Origin of the sequence: Candidatus Hakubella thermalkaliphila, assembly GCF_013281975.1 — a bacterium.
GTDB classification, from domain to species: domain Bacteria; phylum Actinomycetota; class Humimicrobiia; order Hakubellales; family Hakubellaceae; genus Hakubella; species Hakubella thermalkaliphila.
Genome location: NZ_BLRZ01000015.1, coordinates 1 through 24493, shown reverse-complemented (window position 1 = coordinate 24493; position 24493 = coordinate 1). Strand labels below are relative to the sequence as shown.

Sequence of the window (24493 nt, the reverse complement as noted above, 5' to 3'; positions counted from 1 at the left end):
CCAGGAAGAAGAGCTCTCCTACCTGATTAACCCCTATGCCCTTGGCTTTCTTGAGGGGAAAAAACTGAAGGCCTCAGTTCTCTCCTCTCTAAAGCCCCTTCTTAAGATGGGGGCGATGGTAAGGGAGAGATTTGAGAAGGAGTTGAATCTCCTGATACCTGAGCTGAAGGACCGCCATAAGACCATGATACTGGAGGCAGCGGCTATAGCCTCCTACCAGGAAAACCAGGCCAGTCCCATCATCCAGAGGCTTGTCTGTGATGATGCCAGGCAGTTCTATTACATTACCCCTCTGCGGGCCCTCTGTTGGATCCATGAAGAAAGACACTACGTAAAGCTAACCCCTTTACTTGCTCATCATCAGAGACTTTTGGATGACTTTAGAGCTCGAATCTGGGAGTATTATTACCAGCTTACCGAATATAAAAAGAATCCAGGGGAAGAAGAAAAGATACGCCTCTCTCATCTATTCGAGGAAATCTTCTCCACTAAAACAGGATATGAGGATTTAGACAATCGTATAGAGCTGACCAAAAAGAAAAAGGACTTTCTGCTGGTGGTTCTGGACTATCCTGATACCCCACTCCATAACAACCCGGCCGAACTGGCCTTAAGAATGTATGTTATTAAACGTAAAATTAGCTTTGGAACAAGGTCTGCTGATGGGACAAAGAGCTGGGAGACCTTCTTTACGATTATGGACACCTGCCGTAAGCTTGGCATCAATTTCAGGGAGTATCTCTATGATAGAATCTCTAAGCAAAACAAAATGCCATCTCTCTCCTCCCTCATCCCAATTCCTCCATGAACATATTTGCAATCACAAAGGGAATATTGCATAATTATCCATGTTTCTATGACTACCCTACTAATAACTTTCCACAAGTTATTGAGCAGTTACAATCTTATATTTTTGGGGACTTGTTTCTGCTATGCAGTCAGGTGATGTACGAGTATCAATTTGAATAATAGCATTGTCTGTCAGCGCAATCAATGTCTACTCTCTCAAGACTTCATAAATCTCTCTACCGCATCTACCAGTTCCCGTACGTAGCTCTCACCACCATCCTGGGTCAAGGCATTCTTGACACAGCCCTGAATATGATCCTGCAGGATCAGCAGGCCGATTTTTTCCGTAGCGCCTATTATGGAAGACAGCTCGGTCAATATATCGACACAGTATTTGTCCTCCTCCACCATCTCCTGAATGCTTCGGAGGCGTCCTTCTATGTTTTTGAGCTGGACCAATATATCTTCCCTGTCTTTGTCATAAGAAGCCACGATTTTATTACTCCTTTTTCGGAAAATCGTTTTTCAGGATTTGACAAACTCCTGGATTACCTTCACCAGTTCCTCTACGGAAGCATTGTCCCTTTTGTGACTCACGGTATCCCTGACGCAGCCCTGGATATGGTTTTCTAAAACAATAAGGCCAAGCTTCTGAGAGGCAGCCATTACCGAGGAAAGTTGGGTCAAAATATCGATACAGTACTTTCCCTGTTGCACCATCCGCTGAATGCCTCTTACCTGACCTTCCATGCGCTTTAGCCTGATCAGGATTTTGTCTTTGCCCTTAAGATAGCAACTCATAATTACCTTTCTGTTATGAAAGCTACCTATTTCTTATAGGAAAATGGATCCGATGTCAAGGCTTAACAGCCTGACATGATCCAGCCTCTGGCCAAGTAACTCAATTCCACCCCCCCTGCCTGTTGACATGAGTGCTGTAAGATGATATTCTATTTACAAACTTAATAGGGATTGCTTAATTCGAAAGAAGCGGAGGAACCAGCTTTTTGGGGTGAATCTCACGCATAGGTGAGTAGGGTTACCTCTTTCGACCCGAACCCGTCAGCTAACTTCGTAAGCATGGAAAGAGAGAATAAACATAGAGGTTATTCTCTATGTTTTTTGTTATCTGGCCTCGAGTTGGTCCCTCTGATTTCTTCTCTGAATTTCAAAATCCCTCTTTGATCTTCGAATCTATTGGCAAGACTGCCCGTGTTCTTTTATAGATTGTCTTGCGAAAAATTGCACTTTTGATTGTTTCCTGAGAGTTATTTTTCAAATCTTGACCAGGACAGGACATTAGGTTCTGATTAACATAGAAAGAGAGGGTAAAAAAGATGGGACCAACTGATCTATCCTACGCTCAAAGGAAGGACCAACTATCTATGGAAGGAGATGATGCGGACGAGGAAGCTTTGCTGCAGGCCCTGGAGCTCTGTCGTGATCAGAGTGAGCGCTTCTTCATCTACCACCGCCTGGGTAGGCTCTACGAACATCAGGGACAGGCCGAAAAGGCCAAGACAATTTATATGCGGGCCATAAACGAAGGATCAGATGTACCAGAAAGTTATGGTCGGCTGGCTGCTCTCTACGAGAGAGAAAACCAGTGGGAAAGGGCAGCTATCATTTTGGAAAAGACCATCAGCAACTTGGGCTGGTTTGATGAATTTCACCACCGGCTTAATAGATTATATCGCAAGATAAAACGTCCAGCCCCCGATGCCCTTATCATAAGGAACGAGTTGGATGCTATGAGAAGGGAGGCTCAGAGCTACCTTAAGCGTCAGAGGAGAAGTCCTATTGACATGAAGTAGATCTCTTTCCTTTGATTTGCCCTTCCTAAAGTGCTATAGTAAATACGATTTCGGAAGTGCAAATTATAGAAAGAGAGCATGAATACCCCCAGTTTTAACTGCATAATTCTGGCAGCCGGTCAGGGCACCAGAATGAAGTCTGTCAGAGCCAAGGTTCTCCATCCTCTCTGCGGCAGGCCCATGGTTCATTATGTGGTCAAGGCCGTTAGAAAGCTACCCGTTGACACCATAGTTCTGGTCATTGGTCATCAGCATGAGACTGTAAGGGAAGAGCTGGCTTACTTAAATGTGGACTTTGTGATCCAGGGAGAACAACTCGGCACTGCTCATGCCCTCTCCGTGGCCGAAGACAGGGTAAGTAATGGTGATAAACCTCTTCTCTGTCTTTATGGCGATGTCCCCTTGATAACCCCTCAGATTCTTTCATCTCTTCTTGAAACCCACCTACAAGAACAAAATGAAGTCACCATCCTTACTGCTATTGTCTCTGATCCCAGCGGCTACGGGAGGATAATCAGGGAACAAAGAGGACGGGTGGTGGCAATCACCGAAGACAAAGACGCCAGCCCTCGGGAGAAACAAATCAGAGAGATTAACTCAGGCATTTATGTGTTCCAGCCCGAGGCTGCGTTCTCTTCTTTGAGAAAGATCTCTAACCAGAATGCCAAAGGCGAGTACTATCTTACCGATGTCATAGGTATTCTTATCTCCGCAGGGAGGAGGGTAGGCGCTATTACTGCGGACGAGAGAGAGATTCTGGGCATAAATTCGAGAAAAGAGCTGGCTGTGGCGGAAGCCGTCATGCGGCAGAGGATCGTAGAGGAATGGATGGAACGGGGAGTTACCTTTGTTAATCCCCAGGATAGCTATGTGGATGAGTCGGTCACCATAGGTCAGGATACCGTAATCTTTCCCTCCACTTACTTAAAGGGCAGAACAGAAATTGGCAGAAATTGTTTGATTGGACCCTCTACCTGGATCGTCGATTCTACCATTGGCCAGGATTCTGAGGTGCTTTTCTCTGTAGTCAGGGAGTCGACTATTCATAGCGGGGCCAGGATTGGGCCCTTTAGCCACATCAGAAGCGGGACCCTTCTCAAAGAGAAGGTAAAGGTGGGTGCTTTTTGTGAAGTCAAAAAGTCTACCGTAGATACCGGAAGCAAAATACCCCACTTGAGCTACGTGGGGGATACCGAGATGGGCAAGAACGTCAACATTGGAGCAGGCACCATCACCTGCAACTACGATGGGGTGAACAAGCACAAGACCGTAATCGAGGATGATGCCTTTGTAGGAAGCGATACCATGCTCATAGCGCCAGTTCGGGTGGGCAAAAATGCTACTACTGCCGCGGGCTCGGTGATAACCAAAGATGTACCCGACCATGCCTTGGCAATCGAACGAACCGAGCAAAAGAACATTGAAGATTGGGCCAAACGAAAGAAACAGAAAGAATAGAGACCATTTTACGAGGTGATGTGGGGTGAGCGACATAAGCACAAAGAGGTTGATGCTCTTTTCGGGATCTTCTAATCTGGAGCTGGCCAGGAGCATCGCCACGGAGTTAGGATGTGGGCTGGGAAAGGTGAAACTGGACCGGTTCAGCGATGGAGAAATCTATGTTAAGTACCTGGAGAGTGTGAGGGGCGCCGATGTTTTCGTACTCCAGACCTGCTCTCATCCTATTAACGAGAACATCATGGAGCTATTGGTCATGATCGATGCCCTGAAGAGAGCATCGGCCCGATGCATTTCTGCGGTCATGCCCTATTTCGGATATGCCCGCCAGGATAAGAAAATATCAGCTCGGGAGCCCATAACTTCCAAACTTCTGGCTGATCTGGTAAGCACAGCCGGTGCAGATAGGGTGCTGTCCATGGATCTCCATGCCGGCCAGATTCAAGGATTTTTCAACGTGCCCGTGGATCATCTGACCGCCATACCTCTTCTGGCATCCTATTTTAAAGAAAAGAATTTTGAGAATGTGGCAGTAGTCTCTCCAGACGTAGGAGGAGTCAAGCGGGCCTCCAAATTTGCGGACCGGCTTCATGCCTCCCTGGCTATAATGGACAAGAGGAGACCGTCCCATAACGTAGCGGCAGTGCTCCACGTGATCGGAGATGTTCGAGATAAATCGGTCATTATCGTCGATGATCTCATCGACACCGCTGGGACGGTTATCGCCAGCGCCGAATATCTTCTCACGGAAGGAGCAAAGGAAGTTTATGTCACATGTACCCATGCTGTTTTGAGCGGCCAGGCCTGCCAGAGATTACGGGAAGCTCCCATCAAAGAGGTGGTGGTCACTGATACTGTCCCCATACCCGAGGAGAAGAGATTTGAGAGTCTCACCGTGATTTCTGTATCTTCCATTCTGGCGGAGACTATAAGGCATGTGTATGCGGACGAGTCCGTGAGCGAGCTGTTTGAGGGGGATAATTTACTGTGAACTACTCCTCCCTTACGGAAGGAGCTTCCTGCTTCATCGGCAACCTGCGGTGCCTCAGACAGGCCTGAATTCGGGTGGTCCCCACTCTACTGCGTCCGCCCGACATTCCCATTCGGCTTTACAGAATACAGGGCTACCGGGCGCTGCTTATATTCCGACCCCTTGCCTGCAGGTAGACGCTTATAATAATATAGCACAAAGGGAAGAGAAAGCAACCGCCTCTCATCCCCTCCCTTACGGAAGGGGACTTCTCGGCGGTAAAGTTAAAGGAGTGTAATGTAAATATGGAAATAGCTGATCTAAAAGTAAAAGAGCGTCAGGAAACAGGCACCAGTATCTGTAGAAAATTGCGACGACAGGGCCTGATACCCGCGGTGCTTTACGGAGAAAAAATCGACAGTCTTCCCCTGATGGTGGAAGAGAGGGAATTCAGAAGTCTGATAAAGACTCACGGAGCCAGCAACCCCCTGGTTAATCTCATCCTCGATGGCCCGGCCAGGAAGAGCAAGCAGACGACCATGGTCCACCAAATCCAGAAGGATCCTATTACCCAGAACGTCCTGCACATTGATTTTCACAAGATATCTCTTACCGAGAAAATTCAAACCACGGTGCCCATCGAATTTGTAGGCGAGGCTGTAGGAGTTCAGGAAGGCGGTGTCCTCCAGCACAACCTGCGGCACGTGGAAGTAGAATGCCTGCCCACCCAGATACCGGAGGCTTTTGTTGTGAATGTGGAAAGCCTGAACATCGGCGATCTTCTGCGAGTTGAAGATCTTCTTTCTATAGAGGGAGTAGAAATTCTGACCGATCCTCACGAAATTATGGTCACCATCACTACTCCTACCGAACTGAAAGAGGAAGAGCTGGCAGCGGCTGAAGAAGAGGAAGTTCCAGAGCCAGAAGTAGTGCGCAAGGAGAAAGAGAAGGTAGAGGAGAAGGGGGAGAAAGAAGAGAAGAAGAGAAAAGAGAGCTGAGCAGGCTCTCTCCCTGGTTTCCCATTGTCGTGCCGAATAGCGGTGGCAGACTTGATGAGCAGAGCGTGGTGGTAAGATTATTCTCCTTAGTGTTCTATCGGGAAGGAACTCAGGCGAAAGAAGGAGGAGGATATGCCGGGGAAAACGAGGAGCGCAGGCTATCTGAAAAAGGGCTGAGCGAGGATGGTCTTAAGCTGTCCGACATACGGCGGGCCGAACTTCACGGCGAACGACCATAACCTTTCGCGGTCGAGTTCCTGGAGGTACATATCCTCCAACAGCGAGTGGAGTCTCGTAGCAGATAGTTTCCGGGTTTTTAGATGGCGGATGTAGATGAGGTCCAGGAGGGCCTTTTCGGGCCAGGCGACGTTGGCCCGGCCGTCAAGACGGTAGCCCCAGAAAAGACGCCTGGCGATCTGGTGGTACTCAAAGGTGGTACCATTGAAGTTAAAGGTGTAGGGCAGCTTTATCGTGATCAGCGTAATGGTAAATACGGTTTGACTGAGAATGCCTTCTTTGGCCAGGGCGTATTCGAGAGAAATATAGCTCGGGTGGCGCAATACCATCGCCACCTCTTCGACCGAAGGTGGAGCGAAAGGATTGGCATACCACTTCCGCACCAGACGTCGGAGTACCCCGCGGGCAACCAGCCGGCTGAGTTCCACCTGGAGCTGGTCTTTGGGAAGGCCGGTCATCTGCTCGAGGTCAGCAAAGCTAAAGACCTTTTTCTCTATATACCGCCGGAAGAAATCGAGCCATTGGGTCGTCTTCATCGTTTTAGCCCCTCGTTATGGTGGAGACAGCACATTTCAATCAGGTCGGCAACCTTTCCGGCGATCCCCGGATAAGCTTCCCGGTAGAGTTCTGCGGCATTCCGGGGAAGAAATCTTTTCATCTCTTGCTCCAACACCAGATTGCCCTCGGCATGGATATGCCTGACCGCTGCGGCGAGCCTGGCTGTAAATGTAGCAGGGTTACTGCCATAATCAATTAGCTTCTGCTGAACCAGGGCCAGGTCAATGCCCACCCCCTTGTTCGCTGCAAGAAAGTGGATGTCCCACAAGTCTCTCCCCTTAATGTAGGTGCGAAGGCCTGCGGCCACCACCTTATCCGCAAGGATTTCGCGTAGACTTTCTACCCTTACGGCAGGGTTAAAAGGTGGGTAATGGAGAATAAACAGGGAGTTGTCCCGGGACGGAATATTGGCGAACTCGATATTTACCCGTAGAACCCTCCCCAACTCGGGAGCACTTAACCGCAGGGTAAAACGCCGGAAGGTGCGGCTTTTCTTCTGACCCTTCAACGTGATTTCTTCGGCAAACGGGAACACATCATGCGCAAAAGCGCCCAGGTTATTGATTTGGGTCTCAATTTTGTGAAACAATTCGGTGTCTTCGCGGGTGAAGACAAAGTCCAGATCCTCGGAATGACGGGCATTTCCGTAAAAAAGTCGCAGGGCAGTGCCACCCTGAAAGACTCCTTCATTGAAAAGCCGCCTCTGGCTAAAGTAAGTTAGAACGGCTTTTTGTACCTCTTCCCGCAAGACGGTTTCCGTGCCAACCAGCTCCTGCGAACTTCGCGCCACCACTTCTTCCCAAAGCATTTATTGATTGTCACCTCTTTATTGCCACCTCTCGCTTTTGAAAATAAACGTTTTTGTTAAGTGTGTCAAGTGGTTTCCAGGTGTCATTTTTTCCTAACCCCCCTTGTCCCAGAGGGATGAACATAATGTCTACCCAAAGAAATGGAAAAAGTGGCGAGATGGTGTATGGACGTAGCAGCAGAAGGAGGCGACTTTTCCTTTGGATGGGAGACCAGTGTAGTCGGCATACTCCACATCCTGGCTGCGGCCCACAATATCCAGGATGATACTCCACCCCAAAACGTAGTGGCCATGTTTGAGGCCGCTAAGAAGTATGGGAAGTACCCTATATCTATCCCATAAGAGAGGCCTGGGGAGGAGGTAAGAAGTTCTTACCTGGAGAGCATACTTGTTATTTCTCTAATGATCTTCATAAGAGAGACTTTGGGATGGGCTTCTACCTTGCTTCTGTCTTGGAGATACACATGTTTATGGTAAGGGAATGTTTCTAGTTCAGGATGGTGACGAGCGTCATCATAGGGTGAATCCTCTTATAAGACCTGTACTCTCCAGCCCACTCGAGGAATTGTCAACGTTCCTCATGGTCAACAATTCTTCTGCCACTTCTCTGGATTTGGCTACAAAAACCTTAGCATCCCCCAAGAGCTCTTCAACTCTCTCCTTGGCCGGGGCCATAACATCCTTATAGTCACTCTTGGTTCTCAAGTCAAACGCTATAGTCAGAAATTTCGCCACCTCTTTGGGGAAAACTCCTGCTTTCACAAATTCTTTATGGAAGAGACTCATCACACCGGAATGTTTAGCTGCACTCAATTGTCTGGTAGCCAATAGCGCTAACGTGGCGTAGAACATAGAATAGTAGACTCTATTCATTGCTCCTCGATATTTCTCCTCTTTTAAGAGGAGCTCTGCCTCCTCCAAGCTATCTTGAGCTGCCTGGAGCCGATATTTCACTAGCGCAGCAACCTCTTCCGTCATAAGCGAACCCCTTCTTTCTCCAAAACTTGATAGATGGGGGTGATCCGAGTGAGAGGATCATCTATCTCCTCTTGAGAATAAAGCAGGGGAGACAGAAGGACCTCATTCTCCAGGCTTATTTCGAAGCAGAGTTCATAGATCTGCTTCTCTGTTTCCCAGTCCAGGTGATCCAAGAGGATAAAAACATCAAGATCCGATTCCTCCTCACCCTCGCCTCTTGCTTTGGAGCCAAAAAGCTTCATCTCAAGTAAATTATATCTAGAGGCCAGGCTCTCTTTTAGCTCCTGGAGCGCCCTCTTTTCCTTTATAGATAGTTTATCCACTTCCCTTCCCCTTTTAACGAATTGCAGAGCTATTTTATCATATTCTTGATTATGAGATCAGCACAGGGTGGCTTTGGGCAAGGTCCTTGACCGGCACTTCCTTTTGACCTATAGTCTAAACACTTTGTAGTAAGCATGAGTTGTGACGTTCTCCACTGTAGCTGGCGGCTCTATCTGCGTGATGACCTGGAAACGTTCCAGCTTTGCCCCAGGCTTCATTGCCGAGCTGTCCATCGAGTTGTGGCCCGATAGAAGGGAGGAGAAAAACGATGCGTCAATTGTTAGTAGAGTGCAGCGACCCCGGCCTGGTGATCACCCTGGCCGAAGAATTTGAAAATGTGTTGCGGCAGATTGACTTCCCCCGCGCCACAGTGAATCTGCTTCTCCTGCGCGGTGGCCTGGCTGAGGTCACAAGCTGGGCTGTCGAGGCCATCCGGCGGGGAGCTCGCCGCCTGCTGCTCCTGGGCTACAAAGGCCACCAGACCCAATTTGTCCCTCCCACGGGCGAACTGGCCAGCGCCTTCAGCCTGCTCACCATGCTGGGGCGGAGAGTGGGCCTGGTCGTGGCTGCCGACGACTACTCCCGCCGTCGGTTAGGTCTGGCACAAACCTGCGGTGAGGGTTTTGTGCGCGTTAGCCTGGATGGAAGACGCGATCGCTGCTGCTTTGTGGCCTGCGAGTATCGAAATGGGAAGTGAACCAACACAGTATCAGGTGAGCCTTTTATCTTCAATCACGGAATTGGAGATGCTTCCGACTTTCTGCGTATAGACCTACTTTTGCGGAGTATCTTGAGAAGGTTCCCTTGTAGAACCTCGGTGCTGGATTTTTGCTGGTGGTTGATTACGGTCTAGAGGGCGTGACACTAGTTGACCATGGATAGATCCGGAGACTGGAGCGCAGCAACACTGGCTGTAGAATTCCGTCGATGTTATAATTATAGGAAAAGGTTACTTTCCGATAATTATACAGGGAGTGAAGGCTATGGCTGAGACTACATTAGCTAAGATAACCCGAAAAGGGCAGATGACCATCCCGCAGCAATTGCGGGAAGCAATGAAGATCAAAGCAGGTGACTATGTATCCCTGCGGCCCCTCCTGGGGGGAGTATTTGTCTCTAAGGCCTCGGTGAAGGCTGAGGTGACAGCGGAAGAAGTGCTGCGCCACCTTGTGATCAGCATTGGTAAACAGGCGGAAGCACAAGGTATAACCGAGGACAAAGACCTTGATGCCATCGTGGAGAGGATCCAGGAACAAGTCTATCAAGAGCATTATGGAAGATAAGAAAAAACTACGGGTCTTCCTGGATGCCAATATCTTAATCCGTGGCATAACTCTCCCTCGCTTTCCTTATGAGGTACTCCGACACGCAGCTCAAGGCCATTTCGTTCCAGTATTCTCACCTACAGTGCTTGACTCCGCCCGCCAGTATATATCCGAGCTGTTCCCTGACCACAAGGAGACCCTGGAAGTTCTCCTCTCTCTGCTAGAGTATGAACTTGTCTCTGATCCTTCCATCCAGGAAATTGAAGCACACTCCAACCTGGTGCGCGACGCCAAAGATATCCCTGTGGCTCTCGCAGCTATCCAGGCCAAGGTGGACTACCTGGTAAGCACCGATACTGATCTCACGGACGTCAACGAGACGACCTCCGAACTGCGCCAACTAGTAACACCTCTTCGGGTAGGCTCATTTCTGCGTGAAGTGATGAGGTGGAGCAGTGAGGATCTGGAGGTCATCAAGCACCGCCGGTGGTCAGACCTGGAGCATCCTTTTTGGGGGAAAAGGTCGGCTAAATGAAAACTTCTATGTTTGAGGAGAAAACTAACTCAAACAGACCTATTGTGGCTAGACGCACCAGTCTTCTCGGTATGCCCTGATGGACGACAATTAAAATGCCTGCCTCACATTTAGATATGCTGAGACATAGATATTGGCCTCAAAAAGAGCCCGCACCCGAGGCCCTCTTTAAGTATCGTTTGGCTTTCACCAGCTCTCCCTTGAAAATAACCCAATTTTCATGCGACGTGGTGCGGTGCGCCGCATGGGTGATTTGTATAATAATTCTGAGGAGGCTCGATATTACCTATGAAGCTGATAATAGGTCTGGGTAACCCAGGAAAGGAGTATGAGCGATCCCGCCATAATGTGGGTTTTATGATTGTGGATGAGTTCAGGATCAAGCTGGGGGAGAAGCAGGAGGAGGTCGAGCACCAGGCTTGGGTGAGCAAGGGTAAGTTCGCTGATCAGGAGATAGTTATAGCCAGGCCCATGACTTATATGAATAACAGTGGGCGGAGCGTCGCCGGGCTAGTAAGAGCCTACCGGCCAGCTATGGAAGATCTTTTGGTAGTACATGATGATCTGGATCTGCCTCTTTTTGCGCTCAGGTTTAAACAAGGGGGAGGCAGTGCTGGCCACAATGGAGTTAGGTCCATTATGGAGGCTCTGGGCACCGATGAGTTCTGTCGTCTCCGCTTTGGCGTAGGAAGGCCGCCGGGAAGGATGGATCCGGCCGTCTACGTTCTGGAGTCCTTTGCTAAAAAAGAGATGGAGGAGCTGGGTTTTTATTTGGGGCAGGCAGCCGATGCCCTGGCCACTTATGTGGAGCGGGGGATAGAGGCAGCTATGAACAGATATAACAGCACTTAAGAGGAAATTATTAGCAAGATGGAGATCTGTTGGGATGTTCTGGCGTTTACCCCAAGAGACTAACAAACGAGGTTGGTTTGGCGCTATTGGATGGATTATGACCTTTTCAGAATACACAAGTAATGGGGAGCAGAGATAAGACAAATGCATTACCTGGTGGACCACTTTCTTACCACTAAAAATTGGCAAAGGTTTGAAGAGGAAATAGGAGGGCAAAGGGAGATTTCCGTTCATGCTCCTTCTTATGTCTGGCCTCTGCTTCTGGCTGGCCTTTTTAAATCAAGCCCGGGTCACCTCTTGGCCCTTTTACCCTCGGTGGACGAGGCCGACAAGCTGCAGGATGATCTTTCCGTGTTTCTGGAGGAGTCCAAGATGGTCTACTTCCCGCCCCGGGAGAACCTTCCCAGCGAGGAACTGTCGCCTCACCGGGAGACCTCGGGTAACCGGAACAAAGTCCTTTACCGGCTGAGAAGTGAGGAAAAGTTATTAGCGCTAACCTCGGCCAGAGCAGTGATGGATCGACTTCCCTCTCCCCAGGATGGGGTCTATTTTCCCCTGTCCATTAAAGAGGGAGATCAAATTCCCATGGAGGAGATAGTCGATAAACTTAATTCCTTTGACTATAAACGCACGGAACGGACTTTGGAGAGAGGGGACTACAGTGTCCGGGGTGGAATTGTCGACGTTTTTGGAGTGACCTCTGAGTATCCCTGTCGGGTTGAGTTATTCGGAGACGTGGTGGAGTCTATCCGAAGCTTTAGCCCGGCTACCCAGAGATCCAGGGGGCGGCTTAAGGAAGTGGAGATATTCTCCTGCCGGGAGATACTGGGCCAGTCGGGTAAAGTAAAGCTCTTTGATGAGGAAGGCTATTTTCATGGCATTGAGAGATTTCTTCCTCTCTTCCATCAGCAGACTTCCACCTTGTTTGCCTATCCAGGCGATGATCTGGATGATGGTTCCACTGTCGTGTTCATAGAATTGGTCGAGATAAGGCGAAAATTCCAGGAAGACTATGATCTGACTGTGGACCTCCAGAGACACAAAGATCCCAACCAGATGGACCTTCTGCTCTCCTCCATTCTGGCCCCGGAGGAGCTGACCAGGGCCTTCTCCGGCCGTAAACTCTATCTGTCCTCCTTCCCGAAAAAACTTCCCTCCAGGAAAACCGTCTCTCTACAGGCCTGGCCTCAACAGAGCTTTGGGGGTGATCTGGAAAAGTTCACCAGTGCTGTGCGGGATGATCTGGATAAGGGCCAGAAGATTATTATCTCCCTGAAGACGCCCGGCCGGGCGGAGCGGATCCGGGAAGTTCTCGGGGATGAAAATGTCTCTTTTCATTTTCTTCCCCAGGAAGTTGATCTGGATAAAGTCCGGGCTCCCATTATTGAGGTTACCTCCTTAAGCGAGGGGTTTGTTCTGCCCGAAGGGGAGATTTCTGTTTATACCGAGAAGGGGATATTTGGTCAGGTGATGAGGGTACCAAGGCTGCGACGTATCTCGGAAGGTGTTCCCCTGGCCCGGCTCTCCGACATCAAAAAGGGCGACTACGTGGTTCATCTCAACCATGGTATTGGAAAGTACGGGGGCCTGGTCCAACGGGAGATCGATGGCATCAGGAGGGATTACTTTCTGCTGGAGTACGATCGGGGCGACAGGCTCTATGTGCCGGCCAGTCAGATTCAGATGATCCAGGCTTATGTGGGAGAGGAAGAACCTACTATCCACCGCCTCGGCTCTGTGCGCTGGTCCCAGATCAAAAGAAGGGTCAAGAGTTCGGTCAGAGAGCTGGCCCGGGAGCTTTTGAGCCTCTATGCGGCCAGGGAGCAACTGGAGGGCTTTGCTTTTCCCCAGGATACGGTCTGGCAGAGAGAACTGGAAGACACCTTTCCCTATGAAGAGACCCCCGACCAACTGCGGGCCATAGAGGATGTGAAGAAGGATATGGAAAAACCTAAACCCATGGACCGCCTCATCTGCGGGGATGTGGGATATGGAAAGACCGAGGTGGCGCTCCGGGCAGCTTTCAAGGCGGTCACGGCTGGAAAGCAGGTTCTTTTCCTGGTTCCTACCACCGTACTGGCCCAACAGCATTACACTACCTTCACCTCCCGGCTGGCTCCCTTTCCTATCCGGGTAGAGGTTATGAGCCGACTCCGGTCTCCTCAGGAGCAAAAGAAGGTGCTGGACGGACTGGCTGATGGTACCGTGGATATTGCCATTGGAACTCATCGTCTTCTCCAGGAGGATGTGCGGGTCAAGGATCTGGGACTGGTCATCATAGATGAGGAACAAAGGTTCGGAGTAATGCATAAGGAGAAGCTCAAGATGCTGCGGAAAGCAGTAGATGTCCTGACCCTGACCGCTACTCCTATTCCCAGGACTCTCCATATGTCTTTAGTGGGCATCAGGGACATGAGCATTATCGATACCCCTCCCGAAGATAGGCTTCCCGTAGTGACCTATGTGGGAGAGCTGGATTACGATCTGATCAAGGGAGCTATTGAAAGAGAGTTGGCCCGGGGCGGCCAGGTCTTTTATGTGTATAACCGGGTAGAAGGGATCGAATTTATCGCCCACAAGATCCAGAGGCTGGTCCCCCGGGCCAGAATGGCTGTGGCTCACGGACAACTGGATGAAGCAGCTCTGGAGAAAGTCATGGTGGATTTTGTGGATCGAAAATATGACCTCCTTATCTGTACCACCATTATAGAGTCCGGTCTGGATATTCCCTCGGTCAACACCATGATTGTGGAGAGGTCTCAGCTTCTGGGTCTGGCCCAGCTCTACCAGCTTCGGGGAAGAGTGGGGAGAGCCGGAGAGAGAGCTTATGCCTATTTCTTCTACCAGAAAGAGGACAAACTGACCTCCGCGGCCTTCCAGAGACTGAAGACCATCTATGAGTTCACCGAGCTGGGTTCTGGGCTCAGGATAGCCATGCGAGATCTGGAAATTCGGGGAGCCGGAAATATCCTGGGGCCCGAACAGCACGGCCACATTGCTTCGGTTGGCTTCGAGTTCTACTGTCAGTTGGTGCGGGAGGCGGTGGACGAGGTCAGAGGTATAAAGAAGGAGCGGGAGACAAAAGTCACCATCGACATTCCTGTAGATGCCTTTCTGCCCCCGGAATACATTGAGGAGGAGGTTCTGAGGATCGAGGCCTACAGGATGATCGAGAGGACCAGGACTCTGGAGGAAGTAGAGTCGGCTCTGACCGAACTGCAGGACCGCTTCGGCACCCCTCCGGAGCCCGCCCGCAACCTGCTGGAGATTGCTAAAATCCGGGTGAGGATGAAAGATGTGGGGATAGCTGAGCTCTCGGTCAAGCAGAGGCGAATTCATCTGGCCAAAGTCTTTCCCCAGAGATTCGACCTGGCCAAAATAAAACGAGTGTATCCTAGAAGCATATTCAAGGCCAATCTGCTGGAACTGGTTGTTCCTTTATCTAGAGAAAAAGAACTTCTGGCCGAGGTTTTCGGTCTTTTGGATGCTATAATGAACTCTGAGCTGCCCCCGGAAGAAGAGGTGGTTCAAAAAGAGGCTGCAGGATGAGAGCGTCCAAGGGTTTTTGGATTCTCTCGGACTAGCTAGAACCCCAGGTCTTAGAGACAGGATAAGGAACTGGACATGGGAAAGAGGACTACTTTCTCTGAGCTGGTTGAAATAATGAGAACCCTGCGCGGACCTGAAGGCTGCCCTTGGGACAAGGAGCAGACTCCTCAGTCCATCAAAAAGAACCTCATCGAAGAAGCCTACGAAGTAGCTGAAGCCATCGATGGTGAGGATGAAAAGGATCTGAAAGAGGAGCTGGGTGATCTTCTTTTTCAGATTATCTTTCATTCTCAGATGGCGTCCGACGAGAAGCACTTTGATATAAACGACGTCATTGATACCATTGCCCAAAAAATTAGAAGGAGACATCCCCACATCTTTGGTAACCTGCAGGCGGGCTCCCCGGACAAGGTTCTGATCCGTTGGGAGCAGATCAAGCGGGTAGAGAGGGAAGAGCACGAGTCCCAGATGTCCGGCCTTCCCCTTTCGCTTCCTGCTCTTCAGTATGCCTTTGAGCTTCACTCCAGAGCAGCCCGAGTTGGTTTTGACTGGGAGGATGGAGTGGCTATCCTCCAAAAACTGGACGAGGAAGTTCAGGAACTAAAGACGGCTTTGGAATCGGGCCAGAAGCTGGCCAGAGAGGAGATTGGAGACTTCCTTTTCACCATAGTGAACATCACCAGGCATCTGGGGGTGGATGCCGAGGACGCTCTGAGGGCTACCTGCAAAAAGTTTACCCGGAGATTTAACTACATGGAGAAAAGGGCCAAAGAGATGGGGAGGACTCTTGAAGAAATGACCCTGGAGGAAAAGGACCTCCTGTGGGAGGAGGCGAAGATCAAGGCTGAAGATTAATAGGCCTGGGGAAAAAGATTCAGAATCTCGCCGGGAGGATGTGTCTTTCATTTATTCTTTGATAATTGAATCTTTAGACTAGAAAGAACCAGGCACTTTCTCCCATTTATGAACTTTTTACAAAGGGTCTTCTCCTTGAACTTGCTTAAAGCAATAGGAAGGCAACTTTGGCGGAACTACAAAAACCAGATTTTGGGTCAATTTGCGGTCCTATTTAGATTCGCAGGAGGGGCCAAATACTGAAGTCTGGCTCCTTTTGAGAGGATGCCAGTATTGCCTTTATTATGAAAGGAGAAAGAAGTAATGGCAGATCTAATAGGCGACACCACCATTACCGAGATCAGGGCCAGAGAAATCCTGGACTCCCGCGGTAACCCCACGGTAGAAGTGGAGACTATCCTGGAGTGCGGTGCCATAGGCCGGGCGGCGGTGCCCTCTGGTGCCTCGACAGGAGCCTTTGAGGCCGTGGAGCTGCGGGATGGGGATGAGAAAAGGTATAGTGGCAAGGGGGTCAGAAAAGTCGTGGCCAATATTAATGAGCAGATTGCCCCCAATCTGGTATGTCTGGATGCTCTGGACCAGAAAAGCATTGACAGTCTGCTCATTGGGCTGGATGGCACGGATAACAAAAGCAATCTCGGTGCTAATGCCATCCTGGGAGTTTCCCTTTCAGTGGCCAAGGCCGCTGCTCTGGCGGTGGGCCTTCCCCTCTATAAATATATAGGTGGGGTTAATGCCCATATTCTCCCTGCCCCCATGATGAACATTCTCAACGGAGGCAAACATGCCGACAATAACGTAGACATCCAGGAGTTTATGATCATGCCTCTGGGCACTCCCATCTTCCGGGAGGCTCTGCGCATGGGAGTGGAGGTCTTCCATTGTCTGAAAGGGGTGTTGAAAAAAGATGGCCTTTCTACCTCAGTTGGGGATGAAGGAGGATTTGCCCCCAACCTCAAGTCTAACGAAGAAGCCCTTAAGTACATCCTGAGGGCCGTCGAGATGGCAGGATACGAGGCTGGCCAGGATATTTATCTGGCTCTGGATCCGGCGGCCACGGAGTTCTATAAGGAAGGTAAGTATCATTTGAAAGGTGAGGGGAAAGTCCTGTCTTCACCGGAAATGGTGGAATATTATGCTGATCTGGTAGAGAGATATCCCATCATCTCCATCGAGGACGGTCTGTCCGAGGAGGACTGGGAGGGCTGGAAGCTCCTCACCCAGAAGCTGGGCCAGAAAGTTCAACTGGTAGGAGACGATCTCTTTGTCACTAACACGGAAAGGCTGAAAAAGGGCATAGAGATGGGGGTGGCCAACTCCATCCTGGTCAAACTAAACCAGATCGGTACCCTGTCTGAGACTTTGGCCGCCATTGAGATGGCCAAACAAGCTAGCTACACCGCTATTATCTCCCATCGCTCCGGTGAGACCGAGGACGCTACCATAGCTGACCTGGCTGTGGCCACCGGCACCGGACAGATCAAGACTGGAGCCCCCTCCAGGACAGACCGGGTAGCCAAATACAACCAGCTCCTGCGCATTGAGGAAGAGCTGGGAGATGAAGCCAGGTATCTGGGGAGAAGGGCTTTTTATAACCTGAGACTGGAATAACAATAAAGGGGGTAGTGCCTTTGCTCCACCTCGGCTCAGCATCCTCCACTCGCCCGAGCGGTTTGAAATCTGTGGAGGCCTCAGCACTCCGCTTAAGGCCAATCCGGTCGCCAAACCGCCGAGCACCTCTCCACGGGTGGAGCTAACCGACTACCCCCTAACAAATTATCCAGCAGCGGCCGATGAATCCGATACCATGGCTTTTCCTTTGAAACCCTCATGCCACTGGTGGCACAAAGGAGTATGAAATTAAGATGTATTTTCAGAGGAAAATGTATCTTTAACCCCAGGCAGGGGATGAAGAGCAAAGACGTTCGAGGTTATCCATGAGACGTACTAAAATCGTGTGCACATTAGGTCCGGCCTGCCGCAGTCCGGAGATGCTTACCTCTCTAATTAGAGCTGGAGCGGATGTGATCAGGCTCAACGCAGCTCACGGAGACCATGATACTTTTAGAGCGGACATGGAGAGGATAAGGTCCATTTCGCGGAAGATGAGCAAGGTTGTAGCCATCATGTTCGACCTCCAGGGCCCTCGAATCAGGACCGGAGAGATGGTCTCAGGAGGCGTATTGCTTCGGGAAGGGGAGGAAGTTGTCCTTACTTCCAGACCGGTGGTAGGCACCAAAGGCCTCATCTCTCTGTCCTATCCCCATCTGGCCCAGGACGTGAGGAAAGGAGCCAAAATCCTTCTGGATGACGGCCTTCTGGAGCTGGAAGTTGAAGAGAAGAAGGACGATGAAGTTAAGTGCAGAGTCATCACCGGTGGCATTCTGGAATCTCACAAGGGAGTCAACCTGCCTAATATCTCTTTGAGCATCTCCTCGGTTACCGATAAGGATATAGATGATCTACTCTTCGCCCTGGATAACGATGTAGACTGGGTGGCCATGTCCTTCGTCCGAAAGGCGGAGGATATTGCAGTTCTTAAGGATGCAGCCAGGGAAAAGGGCTTTGAAGTTAAAATTGTGGCCAAGATTGAAAAACATGAGGCGGTTCGCAATATCGATGAGATAATCGAGGCAGCCGATGCGGTCATGGTGGCTCGGGGAGATCTGGGGGTAGAGATGGCTACAGAAAAAGTTCCCATAATTCAGAAAAAGATTTTAGAGGAGAGCATCAGAGCCGGGAGGCCGGTCATAGTGGCTACCCAGATGCTGGACTCCATGATCAGAAATCCCCGGCCTACCCGGGCTGAGGCCAGTGACGTAGCCAATGCTATATTTGACTGGACCGATGCCACTATGCTTTCGGGAGAGACCGCCATAGGCAAATATCCTGTGGATGCTGTGAAGACTATGGATAAAATAATTAGAAGTGCGGAGGCCATCCTGGACTATAAAGAAGATTTGGAGAGGAAGAGCAGCCTGCCCCACAGGACCATGACCGATGCCATCAGCTTCGCCTGCCGCGAGATAGCCAGGGATCTGCAGGCCGCTGCCATCATTACTGCTACCCAGAGCGGGTATACAGCCAGACAGATATCCAAATATCGACCCCCTTCTCCTATCATTGCCTGCAGCCCTGATCCTAAGGTTGTCAATCAGTTGGTGCTCTCCTGGGGCGTCACACCTTTACTGGTCAGACCTTCTCGCAATATCGACGATATGCTGGATATAGCTGCTACAGCGGCTCTGGAAGCCAGACAGGTCAAAAAGGGAGATACGGTGGTCATTACTGCCGGAGTGCTGGTCAATGTTCCTGGTACCACCAACCTGATTAAAGTGCACCAGATTTAACTCTGTCAGCTGCTGTTTGATACATGAGTATGCACTTCAATACGCGTCTCTTTCGGAGGGCCAAAGAAGGAAATTAAAGATTTTCGGCGAAATAGACAATAGACAAAAGAGAGAATAGACAAAGATCGTAGTGTTATGGGCTGTCTTCGCTATTACCCATTGAGGAAGCTGAGATGTCTTCATCCAGAGGTAAGAGGGATAAGAGCACCAAAAGAAATAAGATCAAAAGCAGAACCAGGCTGAGAGCTATCTCCATCGCCATCCTCTTGTTCCTCATCTCCGCCTTCTTTGTGGTTATATCCATTGCTCCGGTCAGGCTCACATTGGAGCAGCAAAAGGAAATACAGCAAGCAGAGGAGGAGTTCTCCAGAGCTAAGGCCTTAAACCAGGAGCTTCAGGAAGAAATCATAAACTATCAGACCGATGAGTACGTAGAAAGAGAAGCCCGCCGCCAGTTCGGCATGGTCAGGCCTGGGGAGAAAGCTTATATTGTCATAGATGAATAACTTTCTTGGTGTTTCTCTACCCTTTACTGATACTTCGTCTGATAGCAGTTACGGAACTACCTGAAGCCCAAATTGCCCGAAGCACTCATCAAAGGCGAAGGCTTCCCTGATACCTAAACTCTCCATTACTGCAAAACTGGTGCAATCGGTGAAGCTGAAACTTTTGTCTTTGTATTTGACGGCTATCTCCCAGGCCTTGTCTTCAAGCTCTTTAGTTATTCTGAGGTAGCGAATTATCTCACTAGCTCTTAAGGTTTTACCGAACTCCACGGCTACCTCATGATTCATCCTTCGCTGCAAGAGGGTATAGGTCTCGTCAAAAACAAAGTTAGTCGTAATCAATCTGGTGCCAGTTGCTAGCAACTCTTGGAAGCAACGGGAAGCCTCAAGGTGATTGGTGTTAGATTTGTTTTTTAGGGCCACAAGAGCGGAAGTATCTACAAATACGGCCCTCACCTTTTCTCCTCATCGTAAATATACTTATCATGATTACTTCCCAGGTCTGAGATGCCACTAGTAGCGGGCGTAGTAGCCCATTGGTAGAAAGGATCTTTTTGGTAGTCACGGGGGGCACTCATTTTCTCCTCGATCAAACTTCTGATTGCCCCAGCTACACTGCCGTAATCACCAGCTTTCTCTCGAAGATACTGATACTGTTCCTCAGTGAGATAGATCTGAGTTCTGCGCGCTGTAACTCTGGACATGCTACACACCTCCAGTACAACATGTCTAGATACATTATACTGTAATAATCCATAATGTCAAGCCAGTTGTGGTGACTCACCTATGGGCGTTACACTTACGAGGCCAGGGTCTGGCTTTCTTGAAGCTTATTGTTCTTTTCGGAACAGAATCATTATAATCATCTATGAAGAGGGTGACTAACGCCGAGACATGGAGGTAGACATTGAACGTAGCAACTATCATTATGGCAGTTCTGGCCGTAGCTTTGATAGGGCCAAAAGTCACTCTGGTGAGAGTCCTATCCACACTAATATTTCCTCCCATAGCCGGCATAATTGCCCAGACCTTCTTTGGAAAGTTTGCCTGAGCAGACTTATATCAAGAACATGACCAATGCCAAAAGGCCAATGTCCAATGCCGCAAAATCTACCTTTGTTCCTGGAGAATTAAGCCTCTTAGATCTGAGGGTCATCCAATGCCAGCTCGGACGCCCGCCCCACCAGGTTCTGGGTGCGGTGACTCGCTGCCGCTATGGGCTTCCCGAGGTCATCTTGACCAATCCTATAATTGAGGGAAAGTCTCCCTTTCCTACCTTTCTCTGGCTTTCCTGTCCCCTCCTTAAGAAGAAGATTGACCGGTTGGAAGGTGCGGGATGGGTCAGGAGACTGCAGGCGATAGTAGATGGGACAAAAGATGAAGGGGGAGGAGGAAAGAGGAACGAACTTCCAAGGGGAAGTCTTGGGATAGAAGAATCCGTCTCTACCCCGCTTTCCAGTATCCAGAAGAATGAGGTGGAAATACTGGAGACTTTGAAGCAGGAGATAAGAGAAGAAGCCTCGGAAGTCTCCTTAGGAACTCAGTTAATAGAAGATAACCAAAGTTACATCTGTCTAAGAAACAGATACATTGACTCTACTATAAGAGAGAAGTTTGGCTCCCTGGAGAAGAAAGGGATAGCAGGCTCGGAAAACCTGAGCCGCATAAAGTGTCTCCACGCCCATTATGCCCATTTTCTGGCAACTGGGGAGAACATTATCGGGAGGATTATACATCGGCTTCTTGATGCAAGAAAGGGGTACACTTGCTCTACGGCGCTCTAGATCTGGGGACTAACTCCACTCGTCTGCTCATCGCTGAAGTCGAGAACGGGCGCACCCTCACCAGAAAGAGGTTGACCCGCATCACCCGTCTGGGAAAAGGGGTGGACAAACACAGGTTTATCTCCGAACCAGCTATGAAGAGGACAGCGCGGGCTCTTTCCAGGTATAAGGAGCTAATGACCGAATATGGAGTGGGGCGTTATCGGGCTGTAGCTACCAGCGCGGTGAGAGATGCTGCCAATCGGGATTGGTTTATCCAAAAGATATATGAGAGCAGCGGAGTAAAGGTGGACATTATCTCGGGCCAGGAGGAGGCTCAGCTGAGCTTCCTGGGGGCTACCTCCGAAATGGGAGAAAGACTCGAGGACGGCATTCTGGTAGTGGATGTGGGAGGGGGGAGTACCGAATTCATTTTGGGAGATGAAGGAGGCATCAGGCTCTCGGCCAGCAAAGATGTGGGATGTGTGCGCATGTCAGAGAGGTTTCTAAAGAGCGATCCTCCTACGGGAGAAGAAATTGCCAGAATGATGGAGCATATTACGGGAACACTCAAAGATGTGGTGCAGAGAGCCAAAGCCATCGGGTTCAATCTTATGATGGGAACCGCAGGGACCATAACCAATCTCTCGGCCATCAATATGGGGTTACCGAAATACGATCCCGACAAGATCCATCTCTCGCGGCTGAGCCGGGAAGAGATCCGAAAGATATTCTACCGTCTAGTCAGTCTCCCCATCGCTCAAAGAAAGAAGGTAGTAGGACTGGAGAGAAAAAGGGCGGATGTGATGGTAGGAGGAACAGGGGTAGTTCTGGCTATCATGGAAATGTTAGGGATGGATGAGCTGGTAGTTAGCGAAAAAGACATCCTGGACGGAATAGCCCTCGAACTCAGTCGGGGAAGTAGTTTACCTGGTCCATCTCGTTTTCAAATTGCACGCGTTGACTAATTATCTGGTTAATTGGTATAGTTACTTTCGAGATAGAGATTCTCTTAACCAAAACCTCCTAAAAAACTTCTTGCCCGAGTGGCGGAATAGGCAGACGCAACGGACTTAAAATCCGTTGTCCGCAAGGACATGTGGGTTCGATTCCCACCTCGGGCACCACGTTTTACCTAATCAGAGGCTATTGAGATGGAAACTTTAGTAACAAGGACTTGATTCAGAGTAAATTTGTGGCCAATTTGTGGCCAAACTCAGCAGTCCCCCGTCTTCAGCAGCAAGGAGGGCAGGTCATGGGTATAAGCAAAACCCGCGGCTTTCTCTACCGGCTGGCCCGGCTCCTGGGCGACGTGGGTGCAGTACAGAAGGGTAAGGAGGGCAAGAGGATAGCCAGGAGGGTAGCTGGTAAGGCTACAGGGAGGGCTTTTAGGAAGCTGTTTAAGTGAGGGTGAGGTTATGACTGATTTGAAGGCGAAGGAAGCAGCATTTCAGGAGGCGATGCTGGAGATATACCGACGAGCGAAGGCTGAGTGTGAGTATAATGCTATACGCTTTCTGCAGATGGTAACTGATTTCGGAGGCGTAGAGACAGCCAAAAAATTGCTGCTCTCTGATGATATTCAATATGGGTTTACTAAACTGTGGGAATGTGGATGTCTATCTCTCACCGTAGAAGCACATGTTCTCTTACCTGAATTTCGGCATTTTTTCACCCGTGAAATGCAGCGGCGAGCAAGGGACCGACTCTTAGCACACGACCCGCATTTTTTTGATCATTGGAAGGAACAGCATTGAGTAACAAGCGCCTAAGGAGGAATGGCCATGACCGAACCATGGAAAAACAAACTCTATTTCGCGACAACCTGGGCATAATGGGGGATCATATCTCCGGTGAGAGCGTGGACTTGATTTACCTGGATCGCCTTTAATTCTAAACCGAGATAAAGCATAAGAGCTCTACCAAAAGGAGGTAAGAGTACTGGTGTGAAAGAGCTTGCCCAAAAGATTTCTGAAATAGCGGCCCGAGCTCGTACAGAAGAAGACCTCAAAATGGGAGTGGAACCCTTAATCAGAGAGAGGTTGGGTGTACAAGACGGTATTGAGGTACAACCGGAATACGAAAAGCAGACAGGCTTTCGGGGACGCAGGGATGCAGTCTACGGCCATTTAACTATTGAATATAAAAAGCCCGGCGAGCTAGCCGGTGAAGACAACATAAACCGGGCTGCAAAACAACTAGCCAGATACCTTGAGAAAGCATCAGATGATGCCACTGAAGAAGCTCTTAAACGAGTTGCAGGGGTTTGTATCGATGGCAAATTGATCTTCTTCCTGCGGTATTGGCCTGCTGAGCTAACCCATGCCCGTCCTCTTAGGGTGAAGCGGCAGCTATCCCTTTTTAATGCAGAGAAGGCAGAAGGCGGCTTTCAGCTTCTAGGACCTTATCCAGTGACCTCAGAAAGCTTGGAAGAGCTGTTCCGATACCTTAGTGCCCTCCGCCGGAGACCCCTCAGCCCAGAACCTCTGGCGGAAGAATTTGGACCAGGGAGCCAGCCCGCTCAGGCTCTGGTAGGAGCATTCTATCAAGCCCTCACCAGCACAGATTCGGGGCTAGTCAAAGCCCTTTTCAATCAATGGGAATACACCTTTGGCGTGGTATACGGAGAGGAAACTGTCAGGGCCGAAAAGGACGTACCCGAGCTGGCCAGAGGTTACGGGCTGCCTAAAGAAGCCGGTTTAAGATATGCCCTGTTCGCAGTGCACACCTACTTTGCCCTTATCATGAAGCTTATCGCCGCGGAGGTACTTTCCCTCCAGCAGGGCTCGTTTGCGCCGTCCCTTATCGGGCAGCTTCCGGCAATGGGTCCTGTCGAGCTGAAGAGCCAGATGGCTGAGCTGGAAGACGGCGGAGTATTCAGGAC

Annotated in this window: 29 protein-coding genes, 1 tRNA gene, 1 pseudogene and 1 riboswitch; of the genes and pseudogenes, 22 read left to right on the top strand and 9 right to left on the bottom strand. The window is 49.9% G+C overall.

The window, feature by feature from the left end; genetic code table 11:
* A partial coding sequence (locus HW443_RS02750) for an IS66 family transposase (RefSeq protein ID WP_176235810.1) occupies positions 1-808 on the top strand: 808 nt, incomplete at its 5' end.
* A 197-nt stretch (positions 809-1005) separates the two neighbouring features.
* On the opposite strand, the gene HW443_RS02745 is transcribed toward HW443_RS02750, so the two are convergent.
* Together HW443_RS02745 and HW443_RS02740 are read right to left on the bottom strand one after the other, a co-directional pair.
* Positions 1006-1281, bottom strand: coding sequence for a metal-sensitive transcriptional regulator (locus HW443_RS02745; RefSeq protein WP_246273307.1), 276 nt, complete (start codon positions 1279-1281; stop codon positions 1006-1008).
* 33 nt (positions 1282-1314) lie between these two features.
* On the bottom strand, positions 1315-1590 hold the full coding sequence (locus tag HW443_RS02740; RefSeq protein ID WP_176231618.1) for a metal-sensitive transcriptional regulator: 276 nt from the start codon (positions 1588-1590) through the stop codon (positions 1315-1317).
* A 162-nt stretch (positions 1591-1752) separates the two neighbouring features.
* A riboswitch (cyclic di-AMP (ydaO/yuaA leader) is annotated at positions 1753-1886 on the top strand.
* Positions 1887-2126: 240 nt separating this feature from the next.
* On the opposite strand from HW443_RS02740, the gene HW443_RS02735 reads away from it, so the two are divergent.
* From HW443_RS02735 to HW443_RS02720, 4 genes are all read left to right on the top strand, one after another.
* A complete protein-coding gene (locus tag HW443_RS02735; protein ID WP_176229045.1) occupies positions 2127-2603 on the top strand; it encodes a tetratricopeptide repeat protein in 477 nt (158 codons plus the stop codon).
* A 78-nt stretch (positions 2604-2681) separates the two neighbouring features.
* Complete coding sequence (gene glmU / locus HW443_RS02730; RefSeq protein WP_176231619.1) at positions 2682-4061, top strand: bifunctional UDP-N-acetylglucosamine diphosphorylase/glucosamine-1-phosphate N-acetyltransferase GlmU; 1380 nt, start codon at positions 2682-2684, stop codon at positions 4059-4061.
* A 52-nt stretch (positions 4062-4113) separates the two neighbouring features.
* On the top strand, positions 4114-5052 hold the full coding sequence (locus HW443_RS02725) for a ribose-phosphate diphosphokinase (protein WP_176231625.1): 939 nt from the start codon (positions 4114-4116) through the stop codon (positions 5050-5052).
* A gap of 284 nt (positions 5053-5336) precedes the next feature.
* Positions 5337-6029 (top strand): 50S ribosomal protein L25/general stress protein Ctc, encoded by a 693-nt coding sequence (locus tag HW443_RS02720; protein ID WP_176231620.1) that lies wholly within the window; start codon positions 5337-5339, stop codon positions 6027-6029.
* A 158-nt stretch (positions 6030-6187) separates the two neighbouring features.
* Here the strand turns inward: HW443_RS02720 and HW443_RS02715 are convergent, their stop codons facing one another.
* Both HW443_RS02715 and HW443_RS02710 read right to left on the bottom strand, forming a co-directional pair.
* Entirely contained in the window at positions 6188-6802 is a 615-nt protein-coding gene (locus HW443_RS02715) for a type IV toxin-antitoxin system AbiEi family antitoxin domain-containing protein (protein ID WP_176229042.1), read from the bottom strand.
* Positions 6799-7632 (bottom strand): nucleotidyl transferase AbiEii/AbiGii toxin family protein, encoded by an 834-nt coding sequence (locus HW443_RS02710; RefSeq protein WP_176236079.1) that lies wholly within the window; start codon positions 7630-7632, stop codon positions 6799-6801. The genes HW443_RS02715 and HW443_RS02710 overlap by 4 nt, the downstream gene beginning before the upstream one ends.
* A gap of 165 nt (positions 7633-7797) precedes the next feature.
* On the opposite strand from HW443_RS02710, the gene HW443_RS02705 reads away from it, so the two are divergent.
* Entirely contained in the window at positions 7798-7974 is a 177-nt protein-coding gene (locus HW443_RS02705; RefSeq protein WP_176237882.1) for a hypothetical protein, read from the top strand.
* A 29-nt stretch (positions 7975-8003) separates the two neighbouring features.
* Here the strand turns inward: HW443_RS02705 and HW443_RS13825 are convergent, their stop codons facing one another.
* Genes HW443_RS13825 through HW443_RS02695 form a run of 3 tightly spaced genes read right to left on the bottom strand, consistent with a single transcriptional unit; the run spans position 8004 to position 8933 of the window.
* On the bottom strand, positions 8004-8096 hold the full coding sequence (locus tag HW443_RS13825) for a hypothetical protein (RefSeq protein ID WP_407079607.1): 93 nt from the start codon (positions 8094-8096) through the stop codon (positions 8004-8006).
* Positions 8097-8145: 49 nt separating this feature from the next.
* Positions 8146-8610, bottom strand: a complete 465-nt coding sequence (locus HW443_RS02700; protein ID WP_176236081.1) for a HEPN domain-containing protein — start codon at positions 8608-8610, stop codon at positions 8146-8148.
* The gene (locus HW443_RS02695) at positions 8607-8933 is read right to left on the bottom strand and encodes a nucleotidyltransferase domain-containing protein (protein WP_176229037.1); all 327 of its coding nucleotides are present in this window, start codon (positions 8931-8933) and stop codon (positions 8607-8609) included. Before HW443_RS02695 ends, HW443_RS02700 begins: the two co-directional genes overlap by 4 nt.
* 269 nt (positions 8934-9202) lie before the next feature.
* Between HW443_RS02695 and HW443_RS02690 the strand changes: the two genes are divergently transcribed.
* The 9 genes from HW443_RS02690 (at position 9203) to HW443_RS02650 (ending at position 19846) form a co-directional block, all read left to right on the top strand.
* Positions 9203-9631, top strand: a complete 429-nt coding sequence (locus tag HW443_RS02690; protein ID WP_176236819.1) for a hypothetical protein — start codon at positions 9203-9205, stop codon at positions 9629-9631.
* A 286-nt stretch (positions 9632-9917) separates the two neighbouring features.
* Positions 9918-10217, top strand: coding sequence for an AbrB/MazE/SpoVT family DNA-binding domain-containing protein (locus HW443_RS02685; protein WP_176229034.1), 300 nt, complete (start codon positions 9918-9920; stop codon positions 10215-10217).
* Positions 10207-10734 (top strand): putative toxin-antitoxin system toxin component, PIN family, encoded by a 528-nt coding sequence (locus HW443_RS02680; RefSeq protein WP_176229033.1) that lies wholly within the window; start codon positions 10207-10209, stop codon positions 10732-10734. Before HW443_RS02685 ends, HW443_RS02680 begins: the two co-directional genes overlap by 11 nt.
* A gap of 288 nt (positions 10735-11022) precedes the next feature.
* Positions 11023-11586 (top strand): aminoacyl-tRNA hydrolase, encoded by a 564-nt coding sequence (gene pth, locus HW443_RS02675; RefSeq protein WP_176236379.1) that lies wholly within the window; start codon positions 11023-11025, stop codon positions 11584-11586.
* 144 nt (positions 11587-11730) lie between these two features.
* Positions 11731-15135, top strand: a complete 3405-nt coding sequence (gene mfd, locus HW443_RS02670; RefSeq protein WP_176237881.1) for a transcription-repair coupling factor — start codon at positions 11731-11733, stop codon at positions 15133-15135.
* 75 nt (positions 15136-15210) lie between these two features.
* Positions 15211-15990 carry a nucleoside triphosphate pyrophosphohydrolase gene (gene mazG, locus HW443_RS02665; protein ID WP_176237880.1) on the top strand — a complete coding sequence of 260 codons (780 nt, stop codon included), beginning with the start codon at positions 15211-15213 and terminating at the stop codon, positions 15988-15990.
* A gap of 303 nt (positions 15991-16293) precedes the next feature.
* Positions 16294-17601 carry a phosphopyruvate hydratase gene (gene eno / locus HW443_RS02660; RefSeq protein WP_176236838.1) on the top strand — a complete coding sequence of 436 codons (1308 nt, stop codon included), beginning with the start codon at positions 16294-16296 and terminating at the stop codon, positions 17599-17601.
* A gap of 326 nt (positions 17602-17927) precedes the next feature.
* Positions 17928-19340 carry a pyruvate kinase gene (gene pyk / locus HW443_RS02655; RefSeq protein WP_176236837.1) on the top strand — a complete coding sequence of 471 codons (1413 nt, stop codon included), beginning with the start codon at positions 17928-17930 and terminating at the stop codon, positions 19338-19340.
* A gap of 173 nt (positions 19341-19513) precedes the next feature.
* A complete protein-coding gene (locus tag HW443_RS02650) occupies positions 19514-19846 on the top strand; it encodes an FtsB family cell division protein (protein WP_176236836.1) in 333 nt (110 codons plus the stop codon).
* Between the two features lie 48 nt (positions 19847-19894).
* On the opposite strand, the gene HW443_RS02645 is transcribed toward HW443_RS02650, so the two are convergent.
* Together HW443_RS02645 and HW443_RS02640 are read right to left on the bottom strand one after the other, a co-directional pair.
* Positions 19895-20302, bottom strand: a complete 408-nt coding sequence (locus HW443_RS02645) for a type II toxin-antitoxin system VapC family toxin (RefSeq protein ID WP_176236835.1) — start codon at positions 20300-20302, stop codon at positions 19895-19897.
* Entirely contained in the window at positions 20299-20550 is a 252-nt protein-coding gene (locus tag HW443_RS02640) for a hypothetical protein (protein WP_176236834.1), read from the bottom strand. Before HW443_RS02640 ends, HW443_RS02645 begins: the two co-directional genes overlap by 4 nt.
* A gap of 203 nt (positions 20551-20753) precedes the next feature.
* Between HW443_RS02640 and HW443_RS02635 the strand changes: the two genes are divergently transcribed.
* The 7 genes and pseudogenes from HW443_RS02635 to HW443_RS02605 form a co-directional block, all read left to right on the top strand.
* Complete coding sequence (locus HW443_RS02635; RefSeq protein WP_176229024.1) at positions 20754-20897, top strand: hypothetical protein; 144 nt, start codon at positions 20754-20756, stop codon at positions 20895-20897.
* Positions 20890-21630 carry a DUF501 domain-containing protein gene (locus tag HW443_RS02630; RefSeq protein WP_176236833.1) on the top strand — a complete coding sequence of 247 codons (741 nt, stop codon included), beginning with the start codon at positions 20890-20892 and terminating at the stop codon, positions 21628-21630. The genes HW443_RS02635 and HW443_RS02630 overlap by 8 nt, the downstream gene beginning before the upstream one ends.
* Entirely contained in the window at positions 21612-22577 is a 966-nt protein-coding gene (locus HW443_RS02625) for a Ppx/GppA phosphatase family protein (RefSeq protein ID WP_176236832.1), read from the top strand. The genes HW443_RS02630 and HW443_RS02625 overlap by 19 nt, the downstream gene beginning before the upstream one ends.
* Before the next feature lie 72 nt (positions 22578-22649).
* Positions 22650-22736: transfer RNA gene (locus HW443_RS02620), tRNA-Leu, on the top strand.
* Positions 22737-22864: 128 nt separating this feature from the next.
* Complete coding sequence (locus HW443_RS02615) at positions 22865-23017, top strand: hypothetical protein (protein ID WP_176236831.1); 153 nt, start codon at positions 22865-22867, stop codon at positions 23015-23017.
* Between the two features lie 10 nt (positions 23018-23027).
* Entirely contained in the window at positions 23028-23366 is a 339-nt protein-coding gene (locus HW443_RS02610; protein ID WP_176236013.1) for a hypothetical protein, read from the top strand.
* 189 nt (positions 23367-23555) lie between these two features.
* Positions 23556-24493 (top strand): annotated as a pseudogene (locus tag HW443_RS02605) (hypothetical protein); the annotation flags it as partial.

Coding starts and splice junctions, on each gene's coding strand:
- HW443_RS02740 (WP_176231618.1), bottom strand. CDS start 1,590: ATGAGTTGCTATCTTAAGGGCAAAGACAAAATCCTGATCAGGCTAAAG.
- HW443_RS02735 (WP_176229045.1), top strand. CDS start 2,127: ATGGGACCAACTGATCTATCCTACGCTCAAAGGAAGGACCAACTATCT.
- glmU (WP_176231619.1), top strand. CDS start 2,682: ATGAATACCCCCAGTTTTAACTGCATAATTCTGGCAGCCGGTCAGGGC.
- HW443_RS02725 (WP_176231625.1), top strand. CDS start 4,114: ATGCTCTTTTCGGGATCTTCTAATCTGGAGCTGGCCAGGAGCATCGCC.
- HW443_RS02720 (WP_176231620.1), top strand. CDS start 5,337: ATGGAAATAGCTGATCTAAAAGTAAAAGAGCGTCAGGAAACAGGCACC.
- HW443_RS02715 (WP_176229042.1), bottom strand. CDS start 6,802: ATGAAGACGACCCAATGGCTCGATTTCTTCCGGCGGTATATAGAGAAA.
- HW443_RS02710 (WP_176236079.1), bottom strand. CDS start 7,632: ATGCTTTGGGAAGAAGTGGTGGCGCGAAGTTCGCAGGAGCTGGTTGGC.
- HW443_RS02705 (WP_176237882.1), top strand. CDS start 7,798: ATGGACGTAGCAGCAGAAGGAGGCGACTTTTCCTTTGGATGGGAGACC.
- HW443_RS02700 (WP_176236081.1), bottom strand. CDS start 8,610: ATGACGGAAGAGGTTGCTGCGCTAGTGAAATATCGGCTCCAGGCAGCT.
- HW443_RS02690 (WP_176236819.1), top strand. CDS start 9,203: ATGCGTCAATTGTTAGTAGAGTGCAGCGACCCCGGCCTGGTGATCACC.
- HW443_RS02685 (WP_176229034.1), top strand. CDS start 9,918: ATGGCTGAGACTACATTAGCTAAGATAACCCGAAAAGGGCAGATGACC.
- HW443_RS02680 (WP_176229033.1), top strand. CDS start 10,207: ATGGAAGATAAGAAAAAACTACGGGTCTTCCTGGATGCCAATATCTTA.
- pth (WP_176236379.1), top strand. CDS start 11,023: ATGAAGCTGATAATAGGTCTGGGTAACCCAGGAAAGGAGTATGAGCGA.
- mfd (WP_176237881.1), top strand. CDS start 11,731: ATGCATTACCTGGTGGACCACTTTCTTACCACTAAAAATTGGCAAAGG.
- mazG (WP_176237880.1), top strand. CDS start 15,211: ATGGGAAAGAGGACTACTTTCTCTGAGCTGGTTGAAATAATGAGAACC.
- eno (WP_176236838.1), top strand. CDS start 16,294: ATGGCAGATCTAATAGGCGACACCACCATTACCGAGATCAGGGCCAGA.
- pyk (WP_176236837.1), top strand. CDS start 17,928: ATGAGACGTACTAAAATCGTGTGCACATTAGGTCCGGCCTGCCGCAGT.
- HW443_RS02650 (WP_176236836.1), top strand. CDS start 19,514: ATGTCTTCATCCAGAGGTAAGAGGGATAAGAGCACCAAAAGAAATAAG.
- HW443_RS02640 (WP_176236834.1), bottom strand. CDS start 20,550: ATGTCCAGAGTTACAGCGCGCAGAACTCAGATCTATCTCACTGAGGAA.
- HW443_RS02615 (WP_176236831.1), top strand. CDS start 22,865: ATGGGTATAAGCAAAACCCGCGGCTTTCTCTACCGGCTGGCCCGGCTC.
- HW443_RS02610 (WP_176236013.1), top strand. CDS start 23,028: ATGACTGATTTGAAGGCGAAGGAAGCAGCATTTCAGGAGGCGATGCTG.